Source organism: Variovorax paradoxus, assembly GCF_030811855.1.
Taxonomy (GTDB): Bacteria; Pseudomonadota; Gammaproteobacteria; order Burkholderiales; family Burkholderiaceae_C; genus Variovorax; species Variovorax paradoxus_L.
Genome location: NZ_JAUSRN010000001.1, coordinates 786,079 through 810,083, shown reverse-complemented (window position 1 = coordinate 810,083; position 24,005 = coordinate 786,079). Strand labels below are relative to the sequence as shown.

At 65.0% G+C, this 24,005-nt stretch carries 28 protein-coding genes; 9 read left to right on the top strand and 19 right to left on the bottom strand.

Annotation, left to right across the window (positions count from 1 at the left end; all coding sequences use genetic code 11):
* Positions 1-5: 5 nt before the first annotated feature.
* Both J2X92_RS04090 and J2X92_RS04085 read right to left on the bottom strand, forming a co-directional pair.
* The gene (locus J2X92_RS04090; RefSeq protein ID WP_307573581.1) at positions 6-479 is read right to left on the bottom strand and encodes a (2Fe-2S)-binding protein; all 474 of its coding nucleotides are present in this window, start codon (positions 477-479) and stop codon (positions 6-8) included.
* A 64-nt stretch (positions 480-543) separates the two neighbouring features.
* Positions 544-921 carry a c-type cytochrome gene (locus J2X92_RS04085; RefSeq protein WP_307573580.1) on the bottom strand — a complete coding sequence of 126 codons (378 nt, stop codon included), beginning with the start codon at positions 919-921 and terminating at the stop codon, positions 544-546.
* Between the two features lie 103 nt (positions 922-1,024).
* On the opposite strand from J2X92_RS04085, the gene J2X92_RS04080 reads away from it, so the two are divergent.
* The gene (locus J2X92_RS04080; protein WP_307573578.1) at positions 1,025-1,921 is read left to right on the top strand and encodes a LysR family transcriptional regulator; all 897 of its coding nucleotides are present in this window, start codon (positions 1,025-1,027) and stop codon (positions 1,919-1,921) included.
* A 13-nt stretch (positions 1,922-1,934) separates the two neighbouring features.
* Here the strand turns inward: J2X92_RS04080 and J2X92_RS04075 are convergent, their stop codons facing one another.
* Both J2X92_RS04075 and J2X92_RS04070 read right to left on the bottom strand, forming a co-directional pair.
* On the bottom strand, positions 1,935-2,480 hold the full coding sequence (locus J2X92_RS04075; RefSeq protein WP_307573577.1) for a flavin reductase family protein: 546 nt from the start codon (positions 2,478-2,480) through the stop codon (positions 1,935-1,937).
* A gap of 14 nt (positions 2,481-2,494) precedes the next feature.
* Positions 2,495-3,760, bottom strand: a complete 1,266-nt coding sequence (locus J2X92_RS04070; RefSeq protein WP_307573575.1) for an acyl-CoA dehydrogenase family protein — start codon at positions 3,758-3,760, stop codon at positions 2,495-2,497.
* A gap of 134 nt (positions 3,761-3,894) precedes the next feature.
* Between J2X92_RS04070 and J2X92_RS04065 the strand changes: the two genes are divergently transcribed.
* Both J2X92_RS04065 and J2X92_RS04060 read left to right on the top strand, forming a co-directional pair.
* Positions 3,895-4,431 carry a MarR family winged helix-turn-helix transcriptional regulator gene (locus J2X92_RS04065; RefSeq protein WP_307573574.1) on the top strand — a complete coding sequence of 179 codons (537 nt, stop codon included), beginning with the start codon at positions 3,895-3,897 and terminating at the stop codon, positions 4,429-4,431.
* 24 nt (positions 4,432-4,455) lie between these two features.
* A complete protein-coding gene (locus tag J2X92_RS04060; protein ID WP_307573573.1) occupies positions 4,456-5,406 on the top strand; it encodes a LysR family transcriptional regulator in 951 nt (316 codons plus the stop codon).
* A gap of 4 nt (positions 5,407-5,410) precedes the next feature.
* On the opposite strand, the gene J2X92_RS04055 is transcribed toward J2X92_RS04060, so the two are convergent.
* Genes J2X92_RS04055 through J2X92_RS04045 form a run of 3 tightly spaced genes read right to left on the bottom strand, consistent with a single transcriptional unit; the run spans position 5,411 to position 8,356 of the window.
* A complete protein-coding gene (locus J2X92_RS04055) occupies positions 5,411-6,472 on the bottom strand; it encodes a maleylacetate reductase (RefSeq protein ID WP_307573571.1) in 1,062 nt (353 codons plus the stop codon).
* A gap of 4 nt (positions 6,473-6,476) precedes the next feature.
* Positions 6,477-7,346, bottom strand: coding sequence for an intradiol ring-cleavage dioxygenase (locus J2X92_RS04050; protein ID WP_307573569.1), 870 nt, complete (start codon positions 7,344-7,346; stop codon positions 6,477-6,479).
* 26 nt (positions 7,347-7,372) lie between these two features.
* Positions 7,373-8,356 (bottom strand): amidohydrolase family protein, encoded by a 984-nt coding sequence (locus tag J2X92_RS04045; protein ID WP_307573567.1) that lies wholly within the window; start codon positions 8,354-8,356, stop codon positions 7,373-7,375.
* A 330-nt stretch (positions 8,357-8,686) separates the two neighbouring features.
* Here J2X92_RS04045 and J2X92_RS04040 point away from each other — a divergent pair, with 330 nt between their 5' ends.
* Positions 8,687-10,069, top strand: a complete 1,383-nt coding sequence (locus J2X92_RS04040) for an MFS transporter (protein WP_307573565.1) — start codon at positions 8,687-8,689, stop codon at positions 10,067-10,069.
* A 56-nt stretch (positions 10,070-10,125) separates the two neighbouring features.
* Here the strand turns inward: J2X92_RS04040 and J2X92_RS04035 are convergent, their stop codons facing one another.
* The 8 genes from J2X92_RS04035 to J2X92_RS04000 form a co-directional block, all read right to left on the bottom strand.
* On the bottom strand, positions 10,126-11,094 hold the full coding sequence (locus J2X92_RS04035) for an alpha/beta fold hydrolase (RefSeq protein ID WP_307573563.1): 969 nt from the start codon (positions 11,092-11,094) through the stop codon (positions 10,126-10,128).
* Between the two features lie 29 nt (positions 11,095-11,123).
* On the bottom strand, positions 11,124-11,828 hold the full coding sequence (locus tag J2X92_RS04030; RefSeq protein WP_307573562.1) for an SDR family oxidoreductase: 705 nt from the start codon (positions 11,826-11,828) through the stop codon (positions 11,124-11,126).
* Positions 11,829-11,875: 47 nt separating this feature from the next.
* Positions 11,876-12,877, bottom strand: coding sequence for an NADP-dependent oxidoreductase (locus J2X92_RS04025; protein ID WP_307573560.1), 1,002 nt, complete (start codon positions 12,875-12,877; stop codon positions 11,876-11,878).
* Between the two features lie 134 nt (positions 12,878-13,011).
* On the bottom strand, positions 13,012-13,611 hold the full coding sequence (locus J2X92_RS04020; RefSeq protein ID WP_307573559.1) for a TetR/AcrR family transcriptional regulator: 600 nt from the start codon (positions 13,609-13,611) through the stop codon (positions 13,012-13,014).
* 47 nt (positions 13,612-13,658) lie between these two features.
* On the bottom strand, positions 13,659-14,138 hold the full coding sequence (locus J2X92_RS04015; RefSeq protein ID WP_307573558.1) for a VOC family protein: 480 nt from the start codon (positions 14,136-14,138) through the stop codon (positions 13,659-13,661).
* 38 nt (positions 14,139-14,176) lie between these two features.
* Complete coding sequence (locus J2X92_RS04010) at positions 14,177-14,524, bottom strand: GFA family protein (RefSeq protein WP_307573555.1); 348 nt, start codon at positions 14,522-14,524, stop codon at positions 14,177-14,179.
* Positions 14,525-14,559: 35 nt separating this feature from the next.
* Complete coding sequence (locus tag J2X92_RS04005) at positions 14,560-16,596, bottom strand: alpha/beta hydrolase domain-containing protein (protein ID WP_307573553.1); 2,037 nt, start codon at positions 16,594-16,596, stop codon at positions 14,560-14,562.
* 123 nt (positions 16,597-16,719) lie between these two features.
* Positions 16,720-17,652 (bottom strand): LysR family transcriptional regulator, encoded by a 933-nt coding sequence (locus J2X92_RS04000; RefSeq protein WP_307573552.1) that lies wholly within the window; start codon positions 17,650-17,652, stop codon positions 16,720-16,722.
* Between the two features lie 111 nt (positions 17,653-17,763).
* Between J2X92_RS04000 and J2X92_RS03995 the strand changes: the two genes are divergently transcribed.
* A complete protein-coding gene (locus tag J2X92_RS03995) occupies positions 17,764-18,855 on the top strand; it encodes a tartrate dehydrogenase (protein ID WP_307573550.1) in 1,092 nt (363 codons plus the stop codon).
* 63 nt (positions 18,856-18,918) lie between these two features.
* Positions 18,919-19,917, top strand: a complete 999-nt coding sequence (locus tag J2X92_RS03990; protein WP_307573549.1) for a tripartite tricarboxylate transporter substrate binding protein — start codon at positions 18,919-18,921, stop codon at positions 19,915-19,917.
* 27 nt (positions 19,918-19,944) lie between these two features.
* Here the strand turns inward: J2X92_RS03990 and J2X92_RS03985 are convergent, their stop codons facing one another.
* The gene (locus J2X92_RS03985; protein ID WP_307573548.1) at positions 19,945-20,409 is read right to left on the bottom strand and encodes a DUF6130 family protein; all 465 of its coding nucleotides are present in this window, start codon (positions 20,407-20,409) and stop codon (positions 19,945-19,947) included.
* 167 nt (positions 20,410-20,576) lie between these two features.
* Complete coding sequence (locus J2X92_RS03980; protein ID WP_307573546.1) at positions 20,577-21,578, bottom strand: phosphotransferase enzyme family protein; 1,002 nt, start codon at positions 21,576-21,578, stop codon at positions 20,577-20,579.
* Between the two features lie 58 nt (positions 21,579-21,636).
* Here J2X92_RS03980 and J2X92_RS03975 point away from each other — a divergent pair, with 58 nt between their 5' ends.
* The gene (locus J2X92_RS03975) at positions 21,637-21,870 is read left to right on the top strand and encodes a DUF7661 family protein (RefSeq protein ID WP_307573544.1); all 234 of its coding nucleotides are present in this window, start codon (positions 21,637-21,639) and stop codon (positions 21,868-21,870) included.
* Between the two features lie 52 nt (positions 21,871-21,922).
* Here the strand turns inward: J2X92_RS03975 and J2X92_RS03970 are convergent, their stop codons facing one another.
* Positions 21,923-22,201 (bottom strand): hypothetical protein, encoded by a 279-nt coding sequence (locus J2X92_RS03970; protein ID WP_307573543.1) that lies wholly within the window; start codon positions 22,199-22,201, stop codon positions 21,923-21,925.
* A gap of 211 nt (positions 22,202-22,412) precedes the next feature.
* Here J2X92_RS03970 and J2X92_RS03965 point away from each other — a divergent pair, with 211 nt between their 5' ends.
* Entirely contained in the window at positions 22,413-22,976 is a 564-nt protein-coding gene (locus J2X92_RS03965; RefSeq protein ID WP_307573541.1) for a 2'-5' RNA ligase family protein, read from the top strand.
* A 38-nt stretch (positions 22,977-23,014) separates the two neighbouring features.
* Positions 23,015-23,377, top strand: coding sequence for a hypothetical protein (locus tag J2X92_RS03960; RefSeq protein WP_307573540.1), 363 nt, complete (start codon positions 23,015-23,017; stop codon positions 23,375-23,377).
* Positions 23,378-23,431: 54 nt separating this feature from the next.
* On the opposite strand, the gene J2X92_RS03955 is transcribed toward J2X92_RS03960, so the two are convergent.
* Positions 23,432-23,929, bottom strand: coding sequence for a winged helix-turn-helix transcriptional regulator (locus J2X92_RS03955; protein WP_307573539.1), 498 nt, complete (start codon positions 23,927-23,929; stop codon positions 23,432-23,434).
* Between the last annotated feature and the right edge of the window lie 76 nt (positions 23,930-24,005).

Below are 24,005 nucleotides of genomic sequence, written 5' to 3'. Positions count from 1 at the left end.
CTCTTTCAGGCGAGGGCTCGGGCGGCATCGGCCACCGCGGCGCGAATGCGTGCGTAGGTACCGCAGCGGCAGATGTTGCCGGCCATGGCGCCATCGATCTCGGCGGCGGTGGGTTGCTTGCCCTTGGGCTGCGACTTGAGAAATGCCGTGGCGCTCATGATCTGGCCGCTCTGGCAGTAGCCGCACTGGGCCACGTCATGCTTGACCCATGCGGCGTGCACTGCGGCACCGACCGGGTCGCTGCCATCCGTCGCGGCCTCGATGGTGACGATCTTCTTGCCTTCGGCCGCGGAGATGGGCGTGATGCACGAGCGGATGGCCTGGCCGTCCAGGTGCACGGTGCAGGCGCCGCACAGCGCGGCGCCGCAGCCGAACTTGGTGCCGGTCATGCCCAGCGTGTCGCGCAGGGCCCAGAGGATGGGGGTGCCGGGGTCGGCGTCGACCGTGTGGTTTCGGCCGTTGACGTTGAGCGCGCTCATGTGCGGATCTCCGAAGGTGGGAGGAATGAAAGAATTAGAGAAAAAGTCAGAAGCGATGCGGCGGCTACTTGGCGCCATCGGCCAGCCACTGCGCGAGCGACTGCAGATCCGCATCGGGAACTTGCGCTTGCGGCGGCATCGGCATGGAACCCCACTTGCCTGAGCTGCCGGCCTTGATGCTGGCCGCGAGTTGCGCGGCCGTGCCTTTGCCGTCGCCGTACCGCGCGCCGATGTCCTGCCATGAGGGACCGACACCCTTGGTCGCGGGTTGATGGCAAGCGACGCATGTGTACTTTTGCGCTAGCGCCTGGCTGGCCGCGGCGTCGGTCGGCGATGCGATGCCCGCGCAGGTCGCAACCACCGCGGCGAGAGTCGCCGCAAGGGAATGCCGAACGGCTGTGGTGCGCTCGACTGCGGCTCGCGTTGTGCATGCTCTTGCCATGTCTTTGGTGTTTCGTAGGCTGTGGGTGCGCAGACTGTACGAACATGGATCTGAAAGAAAAATGGGGCAATGCTGCATACCGTGTGAAGTTAAGCTTCAAGGTATGAAGCTGAACCAACTCGACGGATTGATGGCATTCTGGAAGGTTGCGGAACACCGTGGGTTCACCGCGGCCGCCGCGGACCTGGCGGTGTCGCCCTCCGCATTGAGCCAGGCCATCCGGCAACTCGAGGCGCGACTGGGCGTGCGCCTGTTGAACCGGACCACGCGAAGCGTGAGCCTCACGGAAGCCGGCGAGGCCTACCTGGCGCGCGTCGGTCCGGCCCTTGGGCAGGTCATCGATGCGGGCGACGAGCTCAACGCTCTCCAGGGCCGGCCTTCCGGCACCTTGCGCCTGAACGCCGCGCGGGTTTCAACCGCGCTGGTGCTGCGGCCCCTGTTGGATGGATTTTTGCGTGCCAACCCGCATGTCCACCTCGAGCTGACCAATGACGAAGGTTTCGTCGATATCGTCGAGAAAGGATTCGATGCCGGCATCCGCTTTGGCGAGAGCATTCACCGCGACATGGTGGCCGTGCCCATCGGCGGGCCGGTCGCCGTTGCGGTGGTGGCTTCGCCCGAGTACCTGCAGCGCGTGCCGGCGCCTCGGCATCCGGATGATCTCGTGCGCCACAACTGCATCCGCTTTCGCTTTGCCGCCACGGGCGCCATCTACAAGTGGGAGTTCGAGGTGGACGGCCAGCTGGTGGACTACGACATCGCGGGCAACCTCACCCTCAGCGACACGATGTTCGGCCTGGACGCCGCGCTCGACGGTGTCGGGCTGGCCTACACCTTCGAGCAGCTGGCCCGTCCCCACATCCGGGCCAAGCGGTTGAAGCGCGTGCTGACGTCTTTCTCGCCGACCTTCCCGGGCTTCCATCTCTACTACCCGAGCCGGCACGACCAGCCCTCGAAGTTGAAGGCGCTGATCGAGTACGTCGGCCGGCACCGGCATTGAGCGAAGGGCGGCGTCAGCGCGGCCGCGCCAGCGTTTCGGCAAGCTCCCACAGCGATCCCATCTGCCCTGAATGAAAGAGCAGGGGCGGCGTGTCCGTGCGCGAGAAGCGGTCCACGCGCCCGAGGATGATGGTGTGGTCGCCTTCGTGATGGCGCGAGTAGGTCGTGCATTCGAAGGTGGCCACGCTCTCGATGAGCCGCGCGCATCCGTTGGATGCGGTTTCGAAGGCGTCGGAAAAACGCTCGAACTTGTCCGCCGCGGGCTTGGCGAAGTGCCAGGCGAGGTCGCGCTGCCCGGCGGTCAGCACGCTGAGGTTGAACGGCCGGGTTGCAAGGAACGCGTCGGCGCTGCGCGTGTCGTCGCGGATGCTCCAAAGAAGCAATGGCGGATCGAGCGACACCGAAGCGAACGAGTTGATCGTCATGCCCTCACGCTTGCCGTCCGGCGTGGTGGTGGTCACGAGGCACACGCCCGTGGGAAAGGCGCCAAGCGCCTGACGCAGCTGGCGGGCATCGACCGTTTCGGCCGCATCGCCCGTAATGAGAGCCCAGGAGTACATGGCCGGCGCCCCGATCAGTACTGGCCCTTGGGCTCGAGGCCGAGCAGGTATTGCCCGACCATCGAAGATACCGCGTCCCAGTTGAGGCTGATGTGGCGCGAGATCGCATTGGTGTCGCGCCACATGCGCTGGATCGGCTGGTTCAGCGAGAGGCCCGCGCCTCCCACGCTGGCGAACACCGCCTCGACCGCATCGCGCGAGAGGCGCGCGGCAAAGGCATGGTCGCGGCGGTTGCGGATGCGCTGTTCGATGCTGATGACATGCCCGTCGACCGCCATCTGCTCCACCTGTGCCGTGTCCCGATAAAGCAGGAGCCGCGCCGCGTCGACGCTTGCGGAGGCTTCGGCCAGGCGCGACTGCACAGGAAAGAATTCACTCAACCTGCTGCCGCCTCCGGCCACCGCCCCCCGCGTGACGCGCGTGCCGGCCAGCTCGATCAGCTCGTCGACCGCGCCTTGTGCGGTGCCGATGATTGGCGACACGAGGCAGACAGGCACCGCCGAAAGAAAGGGGATGCGGTAGATCGGATTCGCGTTGACCTTGGCGCCCGGCGGGTTGTTGGACGAGGCTTCCGCGAAGGTCAGCTTGCGGTGCCCCGGAATGAACACCGGCTTGTCGATGACGATCGCCTTGGAACCCGTGCCCGCCTGGCCGGCCACGTGCCAGTTGTCCTCGATGGCCCAGTCCGACCGCGGCGCGAGCAGAAAGCCGGCCGACGGCGGGGCGCCTTTTTCTTCGGGCGGAAACTGAACGCCCAGCAGTGCCCACTGCGAGTTGTCCACGTTGGACGCGAAGAGCCACTTGCCTTGCACGAGATAGCCGCCATCGACTTTCTCGGCCATGGTCGCCGGCGCATACGAGCCGCAGACGATCGCGCTCGGGTCCTTGCGCCAGACGTCGTCTTGCGCCTCTTCCGGAAAGATGGCGACCAGCCATTGGTGAATCGCGCCCAGCGAGCAGCCCCATGAGGACGACGTGCAGCCGCGTGCCAGTTCGCTGACCACGTCGATGAATGCGGTGAACCCGTACTCGTAGCCGCCGTAGCGCGCGGGCTGCATCAGCCTGAAGAAGCCCGCGTCGTGGAACGCCTGCGTGGTTGCCTCGGAAACGCGGCGGTCCTGCTCGGTGCGTTGTGCCCGCTCGCGCAGCATCGGCACCAAATTGCTTGCAGATGCAGCTATTGTTTCGATCGAAGGCACGTCTTTCACGGGAGACTTCCGACCCGGTGCGGGAAAGTCGACGCGGTTGAGTTGAGCAAACGGGTTCGCGGCTTCAGTCATGGTGGTCTCCGGATAATTTAAGGGGAACGCGATAGCGAAGGCCTCGATTGAAGTCCATAAAACTTGCAAACGCAACTAATAACTGCTTGGGGTTTACGCTATATCCGCGGCTAAATCTGCCTGTAGCATTCGGCATGGCAACAAGAAAATCCCCCGCGCCGGAACCTCGGCAGATGCGCAGAACCCGGGCCGATGCACCCGCCAAATTGAATGCAATTGCAGACAAGTTGCCAGACCACGATCTGGAGCGTGCCATTCCCTACCTGCTTGCACGCGCAGGCATGCGAATGGGGCAATCGTTCAGCAAGGAACTCAAGCAGTTCAAGCTCTCGCTGACCGAATGGCGGGTGTGCGTCGCGCTGCAGCACAAGGCGCACCAGCGGCTTTCCGACCTGGCGCTGCACACCTCGACGGACCCTTCCACGCTGTCCCGCGTGGTCGATGGCCTGCTGCAGCGCGGCATCCTGGTGCGCGACCGGTCGGACGAGGATGCCCGCGCGCTCGCGCTGAGCCTGACCGAAGCCGGCCGCGATCTCACGCTGCGGATCATTCCGCTGGCCCAGGTTTACGAGCGCGTTTCGTTGTCCGGGCTCACCGCGGCACAGGCCGAGTCCCTGCGGGACATGCTGCGAATGGTCTACGACAACCTGGCTGTGCTGGACAACGAGTAGCGGCTCGGAGAAGAAGGCGGCGCAATGAACATCAACTCCATCGACCTGAACCTTTTCCTGGTGTTCCAGGCGATCTATGCCACGCGCAGCGTCACGCTCGCAGGCGACCGCCTCGGCATGACGCAATCGGCGGTGAGCAACGCCCTCAAGCGCATGCGCGAGCGCTTCAACGATGCGCTGTTCGTGCGCACGGCGGACGGGATGGTGCCCACGCCGGTCGCCGAGCGGCTCATCGCGCCCATCGAGGAAGGCATCGCCTGCCTAGTGCAGGCCGTCGACCAGGGCCGTACCTTCGAGCCGGAGACATCGAGCCGCATCTTCCGGCTTGCCGTCAACGACATCGGGCAGCTGGTCATGATGCCCGAGCTGCTGTCGGTCGCGCGCGGCATCGCGCCCGGCGTTCGCTTCGAAACCGTGGACGTTTCCATGGCCGACGCGCGGCAGCGGATGCTGCATGGGCAGATCGACATCGCGTTAGGCAGCTGGGAATCGATGGGGCCGTCGTTCTACCAGCAGCGGCTGTTCGACGAGACCTTCGTGGTGCTGATGTCGAAGGCGTCGCCGCTGGGCGCGCGCGAGCGCATCGAGCTCGACGACTACCTCGCGGCCGAACACATCGCCTACCGACCCCAGGGAACGACCGATTCGCAGCTTCAGCAAACCCTGGACCGTGCGGGCGCGCTCGATCGGCGGCGGGTCGTGCTCACGGCCGCCCATTCGCTGGGGTTGACCTCGATCGTCGCTACCTCGGGCCTGCTGCTGACTGCGCCGGCACGCCTTGCCAAGGCGATGGTGGCGACGCGCGCCGACCTGCGCAGCGTCGACGCGCCTTTCGAGGTCAGGCCCTTCGAGATCCGCCAGCAGTGGCACGAGCGCTTTCATCAGGATAGCGGCAACCGTTGGCTGCGCGAGCTGATATTCGGCCTCTTTCATGAGCGATCGAGCCGCGATTCCGCGTCGCAAACGCGGAGCTGATTTTTCAAGCGGTCGGCGGGGCGCCTTCGAAGGCGCGGTCGAGCAGGGCGCGCAATGCCACCTTCTCGAGCGGGCGCGGATTCGGATACTGGTTGGACGCTGCCAGTTCGGCCGCTTTTTGAAGCCCGTCGGCGGGCATGCCGATCGCCTTCAACGATACCGGCGCGCCATGGGCCTGCGCCAATTCAAACAAGCCCATCGGCGCATCCGCAGCGCCGAGCGCTCTCGCAATGCGGGCCATGGCTTCGGGAGCAGCGCCGGCGTTGTACCTGAGCGCATGCGGCAGAACCACCGTATGCACCTGGGCATGCGGCAGGTCGAAGCTGCCGCCCAAGGTGTGGCACAGCTTGTGGTGCAGGCCCATCGACACGGCGCCCAGCACCGTGCCGCACAGCCAGGCACCGTAGAGCGCCAGGCTGCGTGCCGGCAGATCGTGCGGGTTGTCTCGAAGCGGTTGCAGCGATGCAGCGCACGCGCGGATTCCCTCTTCGGCCATCAGCGCGATCACGGGATTTCCGTCGTGGGCGTACAGGCCTTCCGCCGCATGGGCCATCGCGTTGATCGCGCTCGTGACCGTCAGATCGAGGGGCAGCGACAGCGTGAGCTTGGGGTCGTAGACGACCACGCCAGGAAGCACCCGTGGATCGCGCCCGGTCTTCTTCAAACCTTTTTCCGTGATGCCGTAGATGGGCGTCACTTCGCTGCCCGCATAGGTGGTCGGCACCGCGATGATGGGCAGGCCCGACTCCAGCGCAATGGCCTTGCCGAGGCCGATGGTCGAGCCGCCTCCGACGGCCAGGGCGCAGTCCGCCTTCAGCTCCGATGCCAGCGCGCGGGCCTTGCGCGCGACCTCGATCGGTACGTGCATGGCCGCTTCATCGAAGATGAATGCGACGCGGCCGGGAAGCCGGTCGGCAATGGCCTCGGCTTGGCCGCGCTGGTTGGGCGTGCACAGCACCAGCGCGCGCCGGGCGCCCAGGCGCTCGATTTCTGCCGGAAGCTGGTCGATGCTGTCCGCGCCGAAGACGATGCGCGAAGCGCTTGCGGTGTAGACGAAGCGGTCCATGCCTCTAGTCCCTCGGCACGCTGTTCAATACGAAGTCGTAATCGAGCGTGTAGAACGGTATGTCCATGCGCGTTCCGTCCGGAGCCACGCCGGGCTCGTGGCGCTTCCAGTCGGCGATGAGCGAGGAGCGCACGCCGAACACGGCATCCGAGGCCAGATAGCTGCCGCCCGCGCGGAACACGTGGGTGATGAGCGTTTCGTAGCCTGTTGCCTTGATCATGAAATGCAGGTGCGCAGGACGCCACGGGTGGCGGCCGAGCTGCTCCAGCAACTGCCCGACCGGGCCGTCATGGGGAATGGCATAGGGCACGGCAACGATCGATTTGAAGTTATAGCGCCCGTCTTCGAGGCTCGTCAGGTGTCCCCGACCCTGCGCATGGTCCAGCTCGGGGCGTTGCACGTCGTACCAGCCCTCATCGTCGGACTGCCACACGTCGATGCTTGCATGGGCAATGCGCTCGCCGTCGATGCCGCGGATGGTTCCGCTGACGAAGCAGGGTTCGCCGCTCGCTCCGTTCGCAATGTCGTCGCCATGCTCGTACTCCGGCGCATCGGGTACGTAGAAGGGCCCGAACACCGTGGCCTCGGTGCAGCCCGAAGGGCGCCGGTTGCACTGCGCGGTGACGAGCGTCGACAAGCCCAGCACGTCGGACAGCAGGATGAATTCCTGGCGCTTGTCGTCGGTGATCTTTCCGGCGGCCGTGAGAAAGTCGATGCCCTGCGACCACTCGGCTTCGGTGAGCTGTACCTCGCGCGCAAAGTCGTGCAAATGCCGCACCAGGCTGTCCATCACCGTCTTCAGGCGCGGGTTGGGCGTTGCGCCTTGCGCCTTGAGCGCGGCGCTGGTGATGGTCCACTCGTCGATGTCGATCATGGATGACCTTGGCTTTCGGGCGCGGCTCAGGATTGCGGCAGCTTGAACAGCGACAGCGCGTTGGTGCGACCGATCTTCTTGCGATCGGCCTCGCTGATGCTCGTGTCGTTGAACCAGTTGGACGCGTGGTCGATGTTCTCGAAAGGCCAGTCGGTCGAGAACAGAATCCGGTCCGATCCGATCTCCAGCATCGCATCGATCAGCGTCTGGGTGCGGAAGTTGCCCGACGTCGTGAGATAGAAGTTTTCGTTGAAGTAGTCGCACAGCTTGCGCTTGGCCGGGTAGCCCTTGGGCGCCTCGACCCAGGCGTTGCGGTGGTCGACGCGCCACATGTTGTAGGGCAGCCCTTCGCCCAGGTGGCCGAGGATGATCTTGAGGCCCGGATGCCGATCGAAGAGGCCGCTCGCCATCAGGCGCAGCGCGTGAACGGCGGTTTCCTGCGCAAAGGCCCAGGTGGGGCCGAGCAGCCATGGATGGCCTTCGTAGATCTGCGCCCAGCTTGCGAGCGGATTGCGCGGATGCAGGTAGAAGGGCGCGTCGAGACGTTCCGCCGCGGCCCAGAACGATGCGTACTGCGGCGCGTCGTAGTAGACGGCGTTGTCGGGCGTGCCGACCTGCGAGAAGCCATTGACCAGCGCGCCGCGAAAGCCGAGCTCGGTCATGCAGCGCTCGAGCTCCTGCGTGGCCTTGTCGGGGTCCTGCATCGGCAGGGCGGCGAAGGCCTGGAAGCGGTCGGGCCGCTTTGCCACCTGCTCGGCAAGAAAATCATTGGCGCGCACCGCGAGCTCATACGCTTTCTTGGGGTCCGGCACCGCCTGCACGGCGGGCGCGTTCAGCGAGAGGATCATCATCTCCATGCCGTTCGCGTCCATCTGGCGCAGGCGCACGTCATGAAGGTCCAGAAGGCGCATGCTGAGCTCCCGCCAATACGCGCCGGGCACGAAGCCGGCCGAGTCCTGCAGCGTTTCTGGAATCGCGAAATGTTCTTCGAGCCCGATCTTTCCTTGCATACCTGTCTCCTTTGTACGGGCAGCGCCACAGCGGCGCTCAACCTGCCGGTCAATCTATGAGAGCGGGTGAAAAGGGTCCAACAAAGATCGGTGATAGCGCGCATTCGGAGATCGCATGGCGGGCGGCATCGGCACCGAGCGGGCGTGACCCGTGGGTAGACCCGCCCCAACATTCACAGGCCGCATAAAGGGCATCCGGAAAATGCGTTGGACCCGCCGGGCCGGCAAGACCATGATCGCCAACATCGCCGCACAGCTGTGCAACTCCCCGTTGCGAGACCAGGGGCGGTGCATCAGGCATCTTTGCCATTCGAATCGGAGACAAGCGTCATGCGCCAAATCGACCTTCACAAGCTGGCTGACAATGCCCGCTTCAACCGCTTCCACGGCCTGGTGCTGCTCTGGTGCGCGCTCATCATCGTGTTCGACGGCTACGACCTCGCGGTGGTGGGCATCGCACTGCCGTCGATCATGAAGAAGATGGGCGTCGATGCGACCAATGCCGGGTTCATGGTCAGCTCCGCGCTCTTCGGCATGATGTTTGGGGCCATCTTCATGGGCACCATTGCCGACCGCATTGGCCGCCGCTGGGCGATCGCCATCTGCGTGGGCTTCTTCAGCGTCTTCACCGCTGCCGCAGGGCTGGCCGAGAGCCCCGTCGCATTCAGCGCGATGCGCTTCCTGGCCGGGCTCGGCATCGGAGGTGTGATGCCGAACGTGGTGGCGCAGATGACCGAGTATTCGCCGAAGAAGATCCGGTCCACCCTCGTGACGCTGATGTTCAGCGGCTATGCCGTCGGGGGCATCATCGCGGCGATCCTCGGCAAGGGCCTGATCGAGAGCTACGGCTGGCAATCGGTCTTCTTCGCGGCCGGCCTGCCGGTGCTGCTGATTCCGCTCATCCTCAAGTCGATGCCTGAATCAATGCCGTTCCTGCTGGCCAAGGGCCGCACCGAAGAACTCAAGAAAATCGTCTCGCGCCTCGACCCGAACTATCAACCATCGGCGACCGACAACTTCGTGGTGCCGGTGAAGGACCGGGCCGACAGCGCGCCGATCAAGCATCTCTTCTACGACGGCCGCGGCTTCAGCACGGTGATGTTCTGGATCGCGTTCTTCATGTGCCTGTTCATGGTCTTCGCGCTGAGTTCGTGGCTCACCAAGCTCATGGCGAGCGCGGGCTACAGCCTCGGCTCGGCCCTGACCTTCGTCTTGGTGCTGAATGTCGGCGCCATGGTTGGCGCCATCGCCGGCGGATGGCTCGCCGACCGCTTCCACATCAAGTACGTGCTCGCCGGGATGTATGCGCTGGCAGCCGTTTCGCTCACGCTGCTGGGCTACAAGATGCCGACGCCTGCGCTCTTCGTCCTCATCGGACTGGCCGGTGCCTCGACCATCGGCACTCAGATCGTGGCCAATGCCTACGCTGGGCAGTTCTATCCGATGGCCGTGCGTGCCACCGGCCTCGGGTGGGCGTTGGGCGTCGGCCGCAGCGGCGCGATCCTCGCCCCCATCCTGATCGGCGTGCTGGTGGGCATGAGTCTTCCGCTGCACCAGAACTTCATCGCCATCGCGATTCCAGCGGTCATCGGCATGGTCGCGGTACTGCTCATCCAGCACGACAGGTCGGCGTCGGCCTCGGCGCAGCGGGCGGAGGCTGTTGCTGCGTTGAACAAGGCGATAACGGGGGTGCCCGGCACGCCCGGCGCTTGAGCGGTTGAAGCGACGCGCTTGATTCCCTGCTCTTGGCGAGGACGCGTCCAGGAGGCCTATCGGGCGAGGAATTCGAGCGCCGTGGGTACGAACTCGGCGTGGAACTGGAACACCCCGCCGTGGCCGGCATCGGGATAGATGACCAGGGTGCTGTTGGGCAGCCGCCGCGCCAGGTCCCGCGTGTTCGAGGTAGGCACCATCCGGTCGTCGTCGCCGTTGGCGACGAGCACGGGTTGCTTCACCACAGAAAGGTCGGCAGGTTCCTTCCGGCCCCATGCCCCCAGCGCCCGCAACTGCGCCGCGTACGCGCTGAGAGTGATCTCCTTGTCGCGATTCTCCGAACGTTCCTTCAACCGCTGGAGAAAAGCCTTGCCCGCTTCGATGCCGCCTGGCGTGCGGGTGAAGAACAGGAATTGCTTTGGATCCTGGCCGGTGAACAAGCCGCGCAGCAGGTCGTAGTTTGCAATGCGGGCCACCGTGCTGATGCCCTCGCCGCCGGCGGGGCCCGTGCCCGCGAGGATCATCTTGCGCACGAGTCGCGGCTCCTTGAGCACCATCTCCTGGGCGATCATTCCACCCATCGAGAAGCCGAAGAGGTCGACCCGTTCGAACCCCTTCGCCTTGACGAAGGTGATCGCGTCGTCGGCCATCTGCTCCATCGAACTGGACGGCGATCCGCTGGTTGCCCCGACGCCGCGGTTGTCGAAGGCGATCACGTGGTGCTTGGCCGCAATGCCGTCCATGACGCGCGGGTCCCAGTTGTCCAGCACGGCGGCCAGGTGGACCAGAAACACCACGGGCGTGCCGCCGTTCTGCGTTCCCATTTCGCGGTACGCGAAATCGATGCCGCCCGCGGAGATGAATTGCGTGGGAACGTTGGCCCAGGTGACGCGCGCCACCTGGTCCGACACCGGCGCACGGGACTTCGCGCCGTCGGACGGTGCATCGGCGGCCCCCGCCGACTGCGAAATGGTGGATCCCGCTAGCACGAGAGCGAGCGCGGCGGCTTTGGACGAATGACGCATTGCATGATCTCCAGGGGTGCGCGAACGGTTCAGGCCGCCTGCGGCAGATAGCTGGGCCTGGGCGCCGTCATCCCGCGCTTGACCTGCTGGGTCAGTTCGTCGGCCAGCACTTCGTCGAGGCCGGCTTCGAGTCCGTCGAGCGCGCGCGCGACGATGTCCTCGGCGCTCGACTTGGGTACGTCAAAGCCGCGCGTGAGGTCGGTGTCGACATAGGCCATGTGCAGCCCGAGCACCTGGGTCTTCTGCGCCGACAGTTCGGTGCGAAGCGCATTGGTGAGCGACCAGGCGGCGGATTTGCTCGCCGAATAGGCGGCCAGTTCGCCGCCATTCACCCATGACGCAACCGACAAGACGTTGAGCAGTGCGCCGCCGCCGTTGGCCTTGAGAATCGGCGCGAAGGCCCTGCTCACGCGCAGCACGGCGAAGAAGTTGGTCTCGAAGATGCGCCGTGCGATTTCTTCGCTGTCGGCCGCGAGAAAGCCGCCGGGCTGGGCAATGCCTGCGTTGTTGATCACCAGCGTCACGTCGGTCGCCAGCGCCGCGGCAGCCGCCACGTCTTCCGGCTTGTTGACGTCGAGCCGCAGGGCCTGGACGCCCGCTTGCGTGACGGTCGCGGGGTCGCGTGCACCCACGTAGACCTTGCGGGCACCGCGAGCGAGCAGATCGCGTGCGAATGCCAGGCCGATGCCGCGATTGGCGCCCGTGACGAGGGCGACGGAATTTTCGATCTTCATGAGAATCTCCAAATAAAAAGAAAAAGGGGGACCAATACCGCTTACCGCTATCGCACCTTGACGACGACCTTGCCCCTGGAACGTCCCTGGGCGAGGTATTCAAGTGCTTCCTTGGCTTGCTCGAACGGAAACACCTTGTCGATCACCGGCCGGATGCGCTCGGCCTTGAGCAGTTCGCCAATCTCGGCGAGTTGATTGCCATCGGGGCGGGCAAAGAGAAACGAGTAGGTGACGCCGTTCTCTTTCGCCAGGCGCTTGATTTTTCGGCTCATCATCGCGAAGACGAACGTCAGGACGAAGTTCAGCCGTCGCGCCCGAGCGAAAGGCGCGTCAAGCGGCCCGACCAGCGAAACCATTGCGCCCCGCGGCTTGAGGATGCCGACAGATTTCTCCATCGCATCACCTCTGACCGTACCAAGCACCGCGTCGTAGCCGCGCAGCACGTTCTCGAATTCCTGCTTCTTGTAGTCGACGATCTCGTCCGCGCCGAGGCTGCGCACCAGTTCGACATTGCCCGTGCTGGTGGTCGTTCCCACCTTGGCGCCCAGGTGCTTGGCCAGCTGGATCGCAAAGGTGCCAATGCCGCCGGAGCCCGCCGGGATGAACACCTTCTGGCCGGCTTGAAGCTTCAGGCGTTCCTTCAGCGCTTGCCACGAGGTGAGCCCGACCATGGGGATCGATGCGGCTTGCACGAAGTCCAGGTTGGCCGGCTTCAGCGCGGCAGCGCGCTCCGGTACCACCGCGAACTCGGCGATCGAGCCCGTGCCCAGGTCGAAGATGCTGGCAAAGACCGCATCGCCTGGTTTGAAGCGGGTCACGCGGCTGCCGACCTCGGTCACCACACCGGCCAGATCGCTGCCCAGCGTGGCTGGAAACTCGAACTTCACGACGGCTTTGAAGAGCCCTGTCGGAATCATGTTGTCGATGGGGTTCACGCCCGCTGCGTGGACCTGCACCAGCATTTCGTCGGGCTTCAGCGTGGGACGGGGAACGTCGGTGAAGCCGATCTCGGGCGACTTGCCGTAGCGTTTGAAGGTGAGCGCTTTCATTTCTTTCCTTGTTGGGGCTTACACGGGTTTGCGAGCGGATCGCAGTAGGCGGTTTGATATCGCCAGTTTTCTTTGTCGCATGATGATCATCATATTTAGGGGCGAAAAAAATGGCGCTGCTTCACGACCTGGCTTCAACGCGGGGGCAGGTGCTTCAGCGCCGCCTCGCACAGGCTGGCCGACAGTGCGGGTTCATCGACCGCGCGCGCCAACATCAGCGTCCCCACCATGGTGGCGACGGTCACGAGCGCTCGTTCGTGGGCAGCAGGCTGACCCCAGTCCGGCGATTGGCGGGCGACGAAATCGATCATTTCCTTGATGTGCCGCGTGGTCACGCGGCGTACTTCCGCCGCTTGGCGGGGCGTCTCCGATCCCAGCGCGGCCAGGGGGCAGCCCAGCTCCACCTGCGCCAGGTGCTCGGGCGACAGGTAGGTACGCAGCATGGAGCTCAAGGCCTGCTCCGCCGGCACGCGGGAAACCACGCCGGCGGTCGCGGCGGCTGTTTCGGCGCAAGCCCGGGCCGCTGCTTCGGCCAGCATGGCCTCGCGGGACGGAAAGTGGGCATAGAAGGCGCCGTGGGTCAGGCCGGCCTCCTTCATGATGTCGGCCACACCGGTGCCGTCGTAGCCACTGCGACGGATCGCACGGGCAGCCGCTGACACGATGCGCTCGTGCGAGGCCTCCTTGGCGGCTGTCCTGGCGTTGTGTTTTGCGGTTCGCATGATGTGTATCATACGATATTTTCAGCGCATGTACAGCGCTTTTTGATGCGAGCTGGGTTTCAGCCGCGCCGAGCCGCCTCGATCTTTGCGATGTCGATCTTTGTCATCTCCATCATGGCTTCGAACGCGCGCTTGGCCGCTGCGGGATCAGGGTCTGCGATTGCCTCTATCAGCGCCCGCGGCGTGATCTGCCAGGACAGTCCCCACTTGTCCTTGCACCAGCCGCAGGCGCTTTCCTGGCCGCCGTTTTTGATGATCGCGTCCCACAGGCGGTCCGTCTCGGACTGGTTGTCGGTCGCAACCTGGAATGAAAAAGCCTCGTTGTGCTTGAACGCCGGGCCGCCATTCAGGCCGAGACACGGAATGCCCATGACCGTGAACTCGACCGTCAGGATGTCGCCCTCTTTGCCGGCGGGGTAGTCGCCGGGGGCGCGATGGACAGCGCCCACCGCGCTGTCGGGGAATATGTCGGCGTAGAACTTCGCGGCATCCAGCGCGGTGCCGTCGTACCAAAGACAGATCGTGTTCTTACTGGTCATCCTGGTTCTCCTAGGTTGGGGGTGACAGGACCTCGGACTTACTTCGAGCGCCCGTCGAAATGCTGCACCGGCACCGCGTCGAGATCAATGCCCTCGAGGCAGCGGATGTTGATGGCCGCCGTCTTGTTGCCCTTCGGATCGGTGCCCTCGCCGAAGGTGTGAATGCCGCAGACGGCGCAGAAGCGATGCGAGATCACATGCTTGTTGAACATGTACGTGCTCATGTCCTCGGGCGGCGTCTTCAGCGTGAGGCGATCGTGCGGCACGAACCACAGCAGCGATCCCCTGCGCTGGCACATCGAGCAATTGCATGCCATCGCACCTTGGATGTCACCTTCGACTTCGAAGGCAATTCGGCCGCAATGGCAGCTACCTTGGTAATTCATAGGACCTCCAAGTCATAGGACATCGAAGAAAAAGTCTAGGGCAGGACCGCAATCCGTCCATCCCTGGCCGCGTTGTCCATCCAGCGTGTGGCGTCTTCGTCGAGCATCAGGCCCTCCGCCTGCAGACGCTGCACCGCGCTTTTGACTTTCGCGAGGTAGGCCTCGCGGCTCGGGTACCGTTCCGCAATCGGGAGCCGGGGGTCGCGCTTGGCGGCGGCTTCGGTGGCGGTCGCCGAGAAGGGCAGGTAGCTGCCGTCGAGGCCGCACAACTGGCCCGGCGCGAAACCGGCCTTTCGCCGATTCCAGCCGGTGTAGGTGGCCAGCGGAACGGCCACGTCGGGCAGGCGGATGCCGGCCAAGTCGTTGCCGTCGGCATCGGTCTTGGGAACGAGCACCGTGTACGCGCGCATGGCGTCGGGCCTTGCAGGCACCACGCTGTCATCGTTCACCGTCAGAAGGTTGGGCGCCGGCAGCGTCATGCCGAGCGGCGACAGATCGGGAAAGCGCATCGCCGCGGCAGTCGCCGGAACCAACGTGCCATCGCGCACCGTCGGGTGGCGGCTGTCCGGCGGGGCCTTGCCGTCGCGCGCCCACTCGATCATGCGCGTGAGCAGTGCGCGGTACACCGGTTGCTGCTGCGCCGGGTTGATGGGCGTCTCGCAGATGGGTGAGGTCGCGTTGCGCGCTGTGACGTGCTGCGTCGACGACATCAGGTACACGCGCACGTCGCCCGGCAGTGCGATGTCGCGGCCGGCGCCGTCGGTGACGACCAGTGCGGCGCGGCCCTGCCAGTACTCGAGGCCGCTGTCGAGCTGAAAGACCTTGGGGCACGTCCGGTCGGCAGCGCAGCGCGCGAGCAGCCCGCCTTGCCGGCCGCTCAGCGGATCGGTCGTGGTTGCATAGCTGAACGGAAATTGGTCGCCGTAGAAGAAGTGGTCCTCGTGCTGGCGCGAGTAGCGGCCGGGCTGGGCCCAGCGCACGTTGGTGTAGGTCTTGCGCGAGCCGGCGATGGTGGCGACCATGCCGTCGAACACGCGCTGGCCACCCGGGCCGGCATTGAAGCCTTGCCACACCCAGTCGCGCAGGAAGCGACCCGATTGCGAGATGCCGATTGCCACCGTGGCCCTGGGCTTCAGGTCGGCCAGCGGGCTTGGTTGGCCGCTCGCATCGGGCAGGCCGGTCTTCAGGTGCGACACGACGTCGCGCAGCGACGCCATGCCCAGGCCCATCGGGCGCGGGTCGCGTGCCGTGTACCTGAACTGGTAGATCGCGCCGGCATCGAAGCCGGCGGGGCGTTCGAATTCGATCGCGTTCGCATCCTTGTAGCGCCACTGCGCGGCACCGATCAGGGTGGGCGCAGCTTCCGGCCGTGCACGCACGCTCAGTTCGCCCAAGGACGGATCGAGCGAGGCAGCCGGGTAGCTCAAGGGCAGGGTGCCGCGCGGACCGGGCGCATCGAACACGATCTCTTCGAACGCGGTGCCGGTGATCGGTTGACCGCCTTGCATCGCGATCGGCAGCACCATGCCGACGGTCTTGCCGGTGGGGTCCGCCGGAATATCGCCTTGCCAGCCGACCCACAGCAGCGTGTGGCCCTGGCGCATGAGCCAGCCCGTTCCGGCTTCATCGGCGCGGTCGGCCTGGAGGCTGCCGCCGTTGACGATCTCGAGCATCAGCTTGCGGCCGCGGTTCGCGACTTCGACCACCCATGTTCCCGATGCCCTCGCGCTATCGCGCGGCCGCAGGATGACGACGTCGGCCTTGTAGCGGACCTTGCCGTCTGCCGATGCGGCCGCCCCCGCGTCGACGATGCCGCGGTTGGCCGGATGCGCCGGATCGAGCGCCACCTGAGCCTGCGCGACCACGCGCTCGTAAAGGCCGGCATTGCCGAAAGCAGTGCCTCCAAAAGCGGGCTGGCGCTCGCGCACGAGAAGCTGCTCGACCACCGCGGGTGGGGCGCCCGAAGCAGGCATCATCCGTGCACAGCCGGCAAGGCCTGCCAGCAGTGCCGCCGCCATGATTGCGATGCGCCAGCGCAAGGCTTGCACCGGGGCTGCCAGTTTGTTATTCATTGTTTGTCTCCGGGTCCTTGGAAGTGCCGGCACCGCGAACCGTGCCGACCAGCATCATCGTGCGACGCCACCGTCAATGCTCGTCGAGGAAGCGTGCAGTGGTCAACCTGAATCCATTCGACCTCAGTTCGCTGCACTGCCGGCACCGAGCCGTGCAAAAGCCTCCGACAGGCAATCAACGAACACCCGGATGCGCGACGAGAGCTGGTGCCGCTGCGCATAGACGGCATGGATGTCGGCGCTCGGCGTGCGGTACTGCGGCAGCACCTGCACCAGGCGGCCGCTCGCCAAATAGCGTTGGATGTCCCACTCCGCGCGCATCACGATGCCGTGTCCATCGAGTGCCCAGCGCACCGCGATCTCTCCGTCGTTGGTGGTGAGCGCGCCGCGCACCTTGACGGCCTCGGTGTGTTCCTTGCGGCCCTTTCCGATCGACAGCCGCCAGACGCCGTAGGCGTCGTTGCCCTGGCGGATGCCGATGCAGTCGTGGCGTGCCAGGTCGGTTGGCACCACCGGCATGCCGCGCTGGGCCAGGTACTTGGGCGAGGCGCACAGCAGCCGCCGGTTCGGCGCCAGGCGCTTGGCGATCACCCTGGCGTCCGGCGGCTCGCCGAAGCGCACGCAGACATCGAAGGCATCGTCGGTGAGCGGCGGCGGATCGGCCGACAGCTGCAGCTGCACCTCGACGTCGGGGCACAGGCGGCTGTAGCGCGAAATCACCGGCGCCACATGCATGCGGCCGAAGCCCAGGGTTGCATTCACGCGCAGCAGGCCTTTCGGAGATCCCCGGCCTTTGGCCAGCAGTTGGTCGAGGTCGTCGAGCTCCCCGAGGATGCGCCGCGCATGCTCCAGGAACACCTCGCCCTCTGGCGTCAGGCTCATACGGCGCGTGGTGCGGTTGACCAGCGGCATGCGCAGGCGCTGCTCCATTTGCGACAGGCGCTTGCTCACGGCGGGTGTGGACACACCCAGATTGCGCGCCGCGGCGCTCAGGCTGCCGCTGGTGGCAATCTGCACGAAGAAGCCCAGTTCCGAAGGCTGGATGCCGTGGCTCATGGTCGATCTGATTGTTGACTTGCGGTTAAAGATGGATTCACTTTACCCGTGCGGTGCCACGGGTTGCAACCGACAGAATTGGCTCAACCCCATCACAGGACGCAGCCGCAAATGAAGACGTACAAGATCGCAACCATCCCCGGAGACGGCATTGGCAAGGAAGTGGTGCCCGCAGGCCAAGAGGTGCTGGAAGCGCTGGCCTCGGCCGGCAGCAGCTTCAAGTTCGAGTTCGAGAACTTCGATTGGGGCGGCGACTATTTCCGCAAGCACGGCGTGATGATGCCCAACGACGGCCTCGACGCGCTGCGCGACAAAGACGCGATCCTGTTCGGGTCGGCGGGCGATCCGCACATTCCCGATCACATCACGCTGTGGGGCTTGCGCCTGAAGATCTGCCAGGGCTTCGACCAGTACGCCAACGTGCGTCCGACGCGCATCCTCCCCGGCATCGACGGGCCCCTGAAACGCTGCGGACCGGACGACCTCAACTGGGTGATCGTGCGCGAGAACTCCGAAGGCGAGTACGCCGGTGTCGGCGGCCGCGTGCACCAGGGCCATCCGATCGAAGCCGCGACCGACGTGTCGATGATGACGCGCGCCGGCGTGGAACGCATCATGCGCTTCGCCTTCAAGCTGGCGCAGTCGCGGCCCCGCAAGCTCCTGACAGTCATCACCAAGAGCAATGCGCAGCGCCATGCCATGGTGATGTGGGACGAGATCGCGCTGCAGATCTCAAAGGAGTTTCCGGACGTCACATGGGACAAGGAACTGGTCGACGCATCGACCGCGCGGATGATCAACCGCCCGGCGTCGCTCGACACCATCGTGGCCACCAACCTGCATGCGGACATCCTCAGCGACCTGGCCGCCGCACTCGCGGGCAGCCTGGGCATCGCACCGACCGGCAACATCGACCCCGAGCGCCGCTACCCCTCGATGTTCGAGCCGATCCACGGCTCGGCCTTCGACATCATGGGCAAGGGCCTGGCCAATCCGGTCGGCACCTTCTGGTCGGTGGTGATGCTGCTGGAGCACCTGGGCGAGGCCGAGGCCGCACGGCGCGTCATGAAGGCCGTGGAGGCCGTGACCGCCGACCCGGCGCTCCACACGCGGGACCTGGGCGGCAGCGCCACCACCGCACAGGTCACGCAGGCCATGTGCACGCAGCTCGCGTCGGCCGAGCGGCAGCGCCAGGCCGCCTAGAGATTCACATACAAGCCCGCAAGAGGTACGGCGCAGACCGGCAACCTGGAGACAACACACATCATGACGACCCGACAATCCGCCATCGGGCGCCGCGCCCTCGCGGCCACCGCCATTGCAGCGCTCGGCCTTTGCATCGCGCCCTGGGCCGCCGCGCAGGAGAAGTGGCCGGCCAAGCCGATCAGTCTGGTCGTGCCGTTTCCATCGGGGGGCACCACCGACGTGCTGGCCCGCGCGCTGGCCGACGCGTTGTCCAAGAGCCTGGGCCAGCCCGTGATCGTGGAAAGCAAGCCGGGCGCAGGCGCCACGCTAGGCGCCGACTACGTTGCCAAGGCCAAGCCGGACGGCCACACGCTGCTGATGGGCGCGGTGCACCACACCATTGCGACCAGCGTCTACAAGAAGCTTCCGTACGACTTCCAGAAGGACCTGGCGCCGATCACCACGGTGGCGATGGTGCCGAATGTGCTGGTGGTCAACGCATCGTTCACGCCGGCCAAGTCGGTCGCCGAGTTGATCGCGCTCGCCAAGTCGTCGCCCAAGGAGCTGGCCTACGGCTCCAACGGCAACGGCACGGCGCAGCATCTGATCGGCACGCAGTTCCAGGCCAGCACCGGCGTCAGTCTGCTGCATGTGCCCTACAAGGGCAGCGGCCCGCTCACCACCGACCTGCTCGGCGGACAGGTGGCCATGTCCTTCGACACCATCACGCCCGTGCTGCAGCACATCAAAGGCGGAAAGCTGCGCGCGCTGGCTGTGACAACGGCCAAGCGCTCCGCCGTTCTGCCAGATGTGCCAACGCTCGAAGAGGCCGGGCTCAAGGGCTTCGACATCGGAACCTGGTTCGGCGTGCTGGCGCCTGCGGGCACGCCGAAGGACATGGTCGCGAAGCTCAACGCCGAGATGGTCAAGATCATCAAGTCGCCCGACTTCGGAGAGCGGATGCGCGCGATTGGCGCCGATGCGATCGGCGACAGCCCGGCCGACATGGCGGCCCGCATCCGCGAAGAGACCACCAAGTTCGCCAAGCTCGTGAAAGACGGCAAGGTCACGATCGAGTAGGCCGGCAGTCGGCCGCCCGATTGTTGGTCAGTGCGCGTGGGATTCCGAGGAAGCCTTTGGCTCCGGAACACTCACCGAGACTGTTTCACTGCCCAGGATCTTGTGGCCGGGATCGGCAAGCTCGATCAGCATCTTGTGCAAGCCAGGCTTCAATCCGACGACGATGATCGGATCGCCGCTCGTGTGGGCCCAGGTGCCGGGTCGGTCATCGACAGTCACGTGCAAGTGGCCGACCCGCGGCGAGACATCGACGGCGGCCTTGCCGAACACCGGGATGATGCGCAGGTTCTCGGTCAGGTACTGCACGATGACCACGCCGCGCGCCAGGGGTTCGGCCAGCGGTGGATACACGACGAGCTTGGCCGGCGCCTCCGATGCCAGCGGAATGACCGCCGCCGGGCGGCCGATGTCGGTGGCAGCTTGCGCCCAGGCGGAGGCGCCGAAAACAATGCCTGCCGCGGCGATGGCAAGAGGTCTGAAGAGGGATGTCACTGTGTTTCCTTGATGCGCTTGATCGATGTCCGGATCTTCAGGCGCGTGCAGCCTGTTGGATGCACATCACGTATGCCTCTGTATCGGCGCAAGGAATCCACACAGTACGTTTCACGTTCCTTCATTCAACCCATGGATGGCGCGTGCAACTGTGGCTCGAAGCAGACCTACAGCGGCAGCTCCAGCGTTTCCCAAGCGCGAAGCATGCTGACCTGCCGTCGCAGGTAGTCGGTCGAAATGGCCTGGGAGCCCCACACGGGCACACGCCCGGCGTACTCTCCCAGCAGCCAGAACTGCCGCACCGCCATGAAGCGCGCGATGGCGGCAAGGTCGGCGTCGGCGACGGGTCGCGCCTCGCGGTAGGCGGAAATGAAGCGCCGCCACTGCGTCTTCACCTTGTCGCTCGGCGCGACCTCGGGTGCACGCGGGTAGAGGCTCCATGGATACACCGCCAATTCGTAAGCAAGGTAGCCGGGGCCTACCTCGTCGAAGTCGAAGAACACCGCCTCACGCTGGCCCCTTGCACCGGAAACGACGAAGTTGTTGCTGCCATGCACATCGCCGTGGCACAGGACCCGGCTGAGCTCGCCCAGCGCAATGATGTCGTCATGCAGGTGCTGGCCCAGTTGCTCGAACTGCGCACGCAGTTCGGAGGTCATGGTGGGGGCGCGCAGCAGGCCCTGCAGCGGCTTCACCAGCAGATAGTCCAGATCCAGGCGATAGATGCTGTCCAGTCCTTGGAAACTTTCGCCGGCCGTGTGCAGCGCGGCCAGGCCACGTGCCAGGGCCTCGATGTCCTCGGCCGAATCGCTCGTGGCCTCGCCATCCAGATGTTCGAAAAGCATCAGCGCCCGAAGGCCTTCGGGCAACGGGACCTGTATGGCGATCTCGCCGCTTGCCGACGGCACGCAACGAGCGACGCGGCATCCGCGGCGTGCCCAATGTTCCAGCGCAGCGGCCTCGAACAACGCATTGGGGCCGCCGCGCGGACGTTCGGCGCAGAGGCGCGCGACCACCCGTTGTCCGCTGGAAAAGCCCAGCCCGTAGACCTGGTTGAAGCTGCGCCGCAGGAATTCGCTCTCGACCACTTCCCCCAGGTTGTAGTGCGCCTGCACGAGCATGGCCACGCTGGCTGCAGTGGGTGTGGATTGCGCGATCTCGAATTCCAATGGATCTCCAAGGAAAAAGGGCGAGATTATGCTTTGATGGCGTACAAGGAGATCAGGCATGCGCCATTTGTTCAACGTGTTCGGCCAGATCATGGCCATCGAGATGACCGACGATCGGTGGCAGAGCTACTTGATGGGGCCGGACGGAAAGCGCCGGAAGGTACAGCTTGCGATTCCGTCCGATGTCACTGGCGCAGAGCTTGCGCAGTACCTCTATGACATCTATCACGAAAACGCAACGCCCACCAACGGCGACGTTTTCGAGATCGTCGGCTCACGTGCTCCAGACTGATGAGCGGACGCCGGGCCGCACCGTTCGATAGCGACGCGGCGCACGCGGAAGCTCACGACATCAACCGCGATCCCCGCGCAAATCGCATCGAGGTTTTCGCGAACTTGGGAAGCTCGCCCATCTTCGCGATCTCGGCCAAGCCCTCCTCGGTGATGCGCATCACCGTCGCCATGCGCGATGCGGCATACGGGTCGGTCGGCTTGAGAGGGAAGATCTCGGCTTCGATCAACCCTGTGGCAACCAGCACCGAGACATTGCGGATCTCCTTGGGCTGGACGACACGGACCGGCAGCGGCGTGTGCTGCAATCTCATCAGGAACAAGAGCGGCATTCATTCCTCCAATTGCCGGCATCTGACGCAGTCAAAAAAAGCCGGCCCCTTTTTGGTTTTCTGAATGTAGCCTTAAGTAACTCTTCGGTGTACCTGGCCGGTTGGCATAGAACGGCCCTGTCAAGAGCATTGGCCCTTATGGATGAGTTGATGTCGCTCCAGGGAGCCAGGATCGAGTCGTGGGTGGTGAAGCAGGTCCTGACGCTCGGCGATGAATATCATCCCGCTCATGCCCATATCCGCATTGGTTGTCCAGGTGCCCGCCGCTGAATCCCTTGTCGCCGAACTGCGCCAGCGGTTCGATGCGACTGCCCAACTCGGTGTGCCGGCGCACATCACGTTGCTGGTTCCCTTCATGGACCCGCGGCACATCACACCCGAAGTTCTCGACGGGACGCAGCACGCGCTTGCGAAAGTTGCCGCGTTTTCGTTCTCGCTCGTGAAAGTCGCTCGGTTCCCGACGACGGCCTATCTCTCGCCCGAACCTTCGGCACCGTTCGTCGAAATGACTATGGCATTGGTGGAAGCGTTTCCGGATTTCCCGCCGTATGGGAGCGAGCACCAAGAGATCGTTCCGCACCTTACGGTGGCGCACGGCAGTGCATCTGAAGCCGATGAGGCCGAGGCCGAGTTGAGGCTTCGCCTTGGCGCATCCGGTCCGATCAAGGCGGAGTGCAGCTCGGTCGTGCTGCTCGAAAATTCGACGGGTCGCTGGAAGGAGCTGCACCGCTTTCAACTTCCGCCTCACGCTGGCGAAGTGGGTCGGCGCGGGTAGTTGGCAGAATCGGAGACAGCTTCACTTCATCGATCCCTATGCTGCGCTTCGTTCTCGTGATCGTGTCGAGCCTTGCCATGGCGATGGCGGCGCCTGCTCACTCGGCTGAACCGAAGGTTGTCGAAGGGGCCGTCGAGGCCGTGAAGCCGGTGACCACCTACGCGCGCCTTACCTCCTTCAAGGAGGAGCCAGACGGCAAGCTTTACGTTCGGCTGAAGTTGATCCCGAGGGCGAAGCTTCCCTTTACGGTCCAGGCCTTCAGGGTGAGGGACCGCACACTTCTGGAAGGTATCGCCGAGGGCTCATGGGTGAGGTTCACCGCGAAGCACATCGACGGCGAGAACACGTTGACGTCGATCCGCGTCACTCCGGAGTGCAAGCGCTTTCAAGAATGCGACTGACGAGGCGCCGATTGGCGTAGGCGGCGCAGAAGCATTCGGTGCGCCGGCTGCACCTCAGCCCACGCCGAGGATGGCCCGGTTGCGCACCTCGATGACGTCCTTCGTCTTTGCGGTCGCGCCCGGGCCGGCTTCGAGGCGCACGTCGTGCAGCCCGAGGCTGCGCTTTCCCACGCGCAGGCCCACCGGCTCGACCGGCTGGCCGCTTGCGTGCTCGACGAGCTGCAACGGTGCATCGTGCCCGCACCACTGGTCGCCCCAATGCATCAACGCAACGAGCGCTGGGTAGAGCGCCTCGCCCTTTTCGGTCAGCCGGTATTCGCTGCGCCGCTCGCTGCCTTCAGTCAGCACCTTCTCCAGCACGCCGTGTTCGACGAGGCTGTTCAAGCGGGCCGTGAGCACATTACGCGCAATGCCCAGGCGGCGCTGGAAGTCGTCGAAGCGCGTGGTGCCCAGTGTGCACTCGCGCACGACGAGCAGGCTCCACCACTCGCCGACCTCGTCGAGCGCGCGCGCAATCGAGCAGTTCATGCCCTCAAAGGTCTTTCGGTACATGGGGCCATTCTAACTTCATAAGTTGCGTGACGCAACTTAACCGGCTACATTCAAGTTTCGTCACGCAACTATCTTC

Coding starts and splice junctions, on each gene's coding strand:
- J2X92_RS04080 (WP_307573578.1), top strand. CDS start 1,025: ATGAAGCTGAACCAACTCGACGGATTGATGGCATTCTGGAAGGTTGCG.
- J2X92_RS03990 (WP_307573549.1), top strand. CDS start 18,919: ATGACGACCCGACAATCCGCCATCGGGCGCCGCGCCCTCGCGGCCACC.
- J2X92_RS04085 (WP_307573580.1), bottom strand. CDS start 921: ATGGCAAGAGCATGCACAACGCGAGCCGCAGTCGAGCGCACCACAGCC.
- J2X92_RS04065 (WP_307573574.1), top strand. CDS start 3,895: ATGGCAACAAGAAAATCCCCCGCGCCGGAACCTCGGCAGATGCGCAGA.
- J2X92_RS04060 (WP_307573573.1), top strand. CDS start 4,456: ATGAACATCAACTCCATCGACCTGAACCTTTTCCTGGTGTTCCAGGCG.
- J2X92_RS04040 (WP_307573565.1), top strand. CDS start 8,687: ATGCGCCAAATCGACCTTCACAAGCTGGCTGACAATGCCCGCTTCAAC.
- J2X92_RS04035 (WP_307573563.1), bottom strand. CDS start 11,094: ATGCGTCATTCGTCCAAAGCCGCCGCGCTCGCTCTCGTGCTAGCGGGA.
- J2X92_RS03975 (WP_307573544.1), top strand. CDS start 21,637: ATGCGCCATTTGTTCAACGTGTTCGGCCAGATCATGGCCATCGAGATG.
- J2X92_RS04030 (WP_307573562.1), bottom strand. CDS start 11,828: ATGAAGATCGAAAATTCCGTCGCCCTCGTCACGGGCGCCAATCGCGGC.
- J2X92_RS04090 (WP_307573581.1), bottom strand. CDS start 479: ATGAGCGCGCTCAACGTCAACGGCCGAAACCACACGGTCGACGCCGAC.
- J2X92_RS04045 (WP_307573567.1), bottom strand. CDS start 8,356: ATGCAAGGAAAGATCGGGCTCGAAGAACATTTCGCGATTCCAGAAACG.
- J2X92_RS03995 (WP_307573550.1), top strand. CDS start 17,764: ATGAAGACGTACAAGATCGCAACCATCCCCGGAGACGGCATTGGCAAG.
- J2X92_RS04010 (WP_307573555.1), bottom strand. CDS start 14,524: ATGAATTACCAAGGTAGCTGCCATTGCGGCCGAATTGCCTTCGAAGTC.
- J2X92_RS04070 (WP_307573575.1), bottom strand. CDS start 3,760: ATGACTGAAGCCGCGAACCCGTTTGCTCAACTCAACCGCGTCGACTTT.
- J2X92_RS04055 (WP_307573571.1), bottom strand. CDS start 6,472: ATGGACCGCTTCGTCTACACCGCAAGCGCTTCGCGCATCGTCTTCGGC.
- J2X92_RS04025 (WP_307573560.1), bottom strand. CDS start 12,877: ATGAAAGCGCTCACCTTCAAACGCTACGGCAAGTCGCCCGAGATCGGC.
- J2X92_RS03955 (WP_307573539.1), bottom strand. CDS start 23,929: ATGTACCGAAAGACCTTTGAGGGCATGAACTGCTCGATTGCGCGCGCG.
- J2X92_RS04000 (WP_307573552.1), bottom strand. CDS start 17,652: ATGAGCCACGGCATCCAGCCTTCGGAACTGGGCTTCTTCGTGCAGATT.
- J2X92_RS04015 (WP_307573558.1), bottom strand. CDS start 14,138: ATGACCAGTAAGAACACGATCTGTCTTTGGTACGACGGCACCGCGCTG.
- J2X92_RS03960 (WP_307573540.1), top strand. CDS start 23,015: ATGCTGCGCTTCGTTCTCGTGATCGTGTCGAGCCTTGCCATGGCGATG.
- J2X92_RS04075 (WP_307573577.1), bottom strand. CDS start 2,480: ATGTACTCCTGGGCTCTCATTACGGGCGATGCGGCCGAAACGGTCGAT.
- J2X92_RS04050 (WP_307573569.1), bottom strand. CDS start 7,346: ATGATCGACATCGACGAGTGGACCATCACCAGCGCCGCGCTCAAGGCG.
- J2X92_RS03970 (WP_307573543.1), bottom strand. CDS start 22,201: ATGCCGCTCTTGTTCCTGATGAGATTGCAGCACACGCCGCTGCCGGTC.
- J2X92_RS04020 (WP_307573559.1), bottom strand. CDS start 13,611: ATGATACACATCATGCGAACCGCAAAACACAACGCCAGGACAGCCGCC.
- J2X92_RS04005 (WP_307573553.1), bottom strand. CDS start 16,596: ATGAATAACAAACTGGCAGCCCCGGTGCAAGCCTTGCGCTGGCGCATC.
- J2X92_RS03965 (WP_307573541.1), top strand. CDS start 22,413: ATGAATATCATCCCGCTCATGCCCATATCCGCATTGGTTGTCCAGGTG.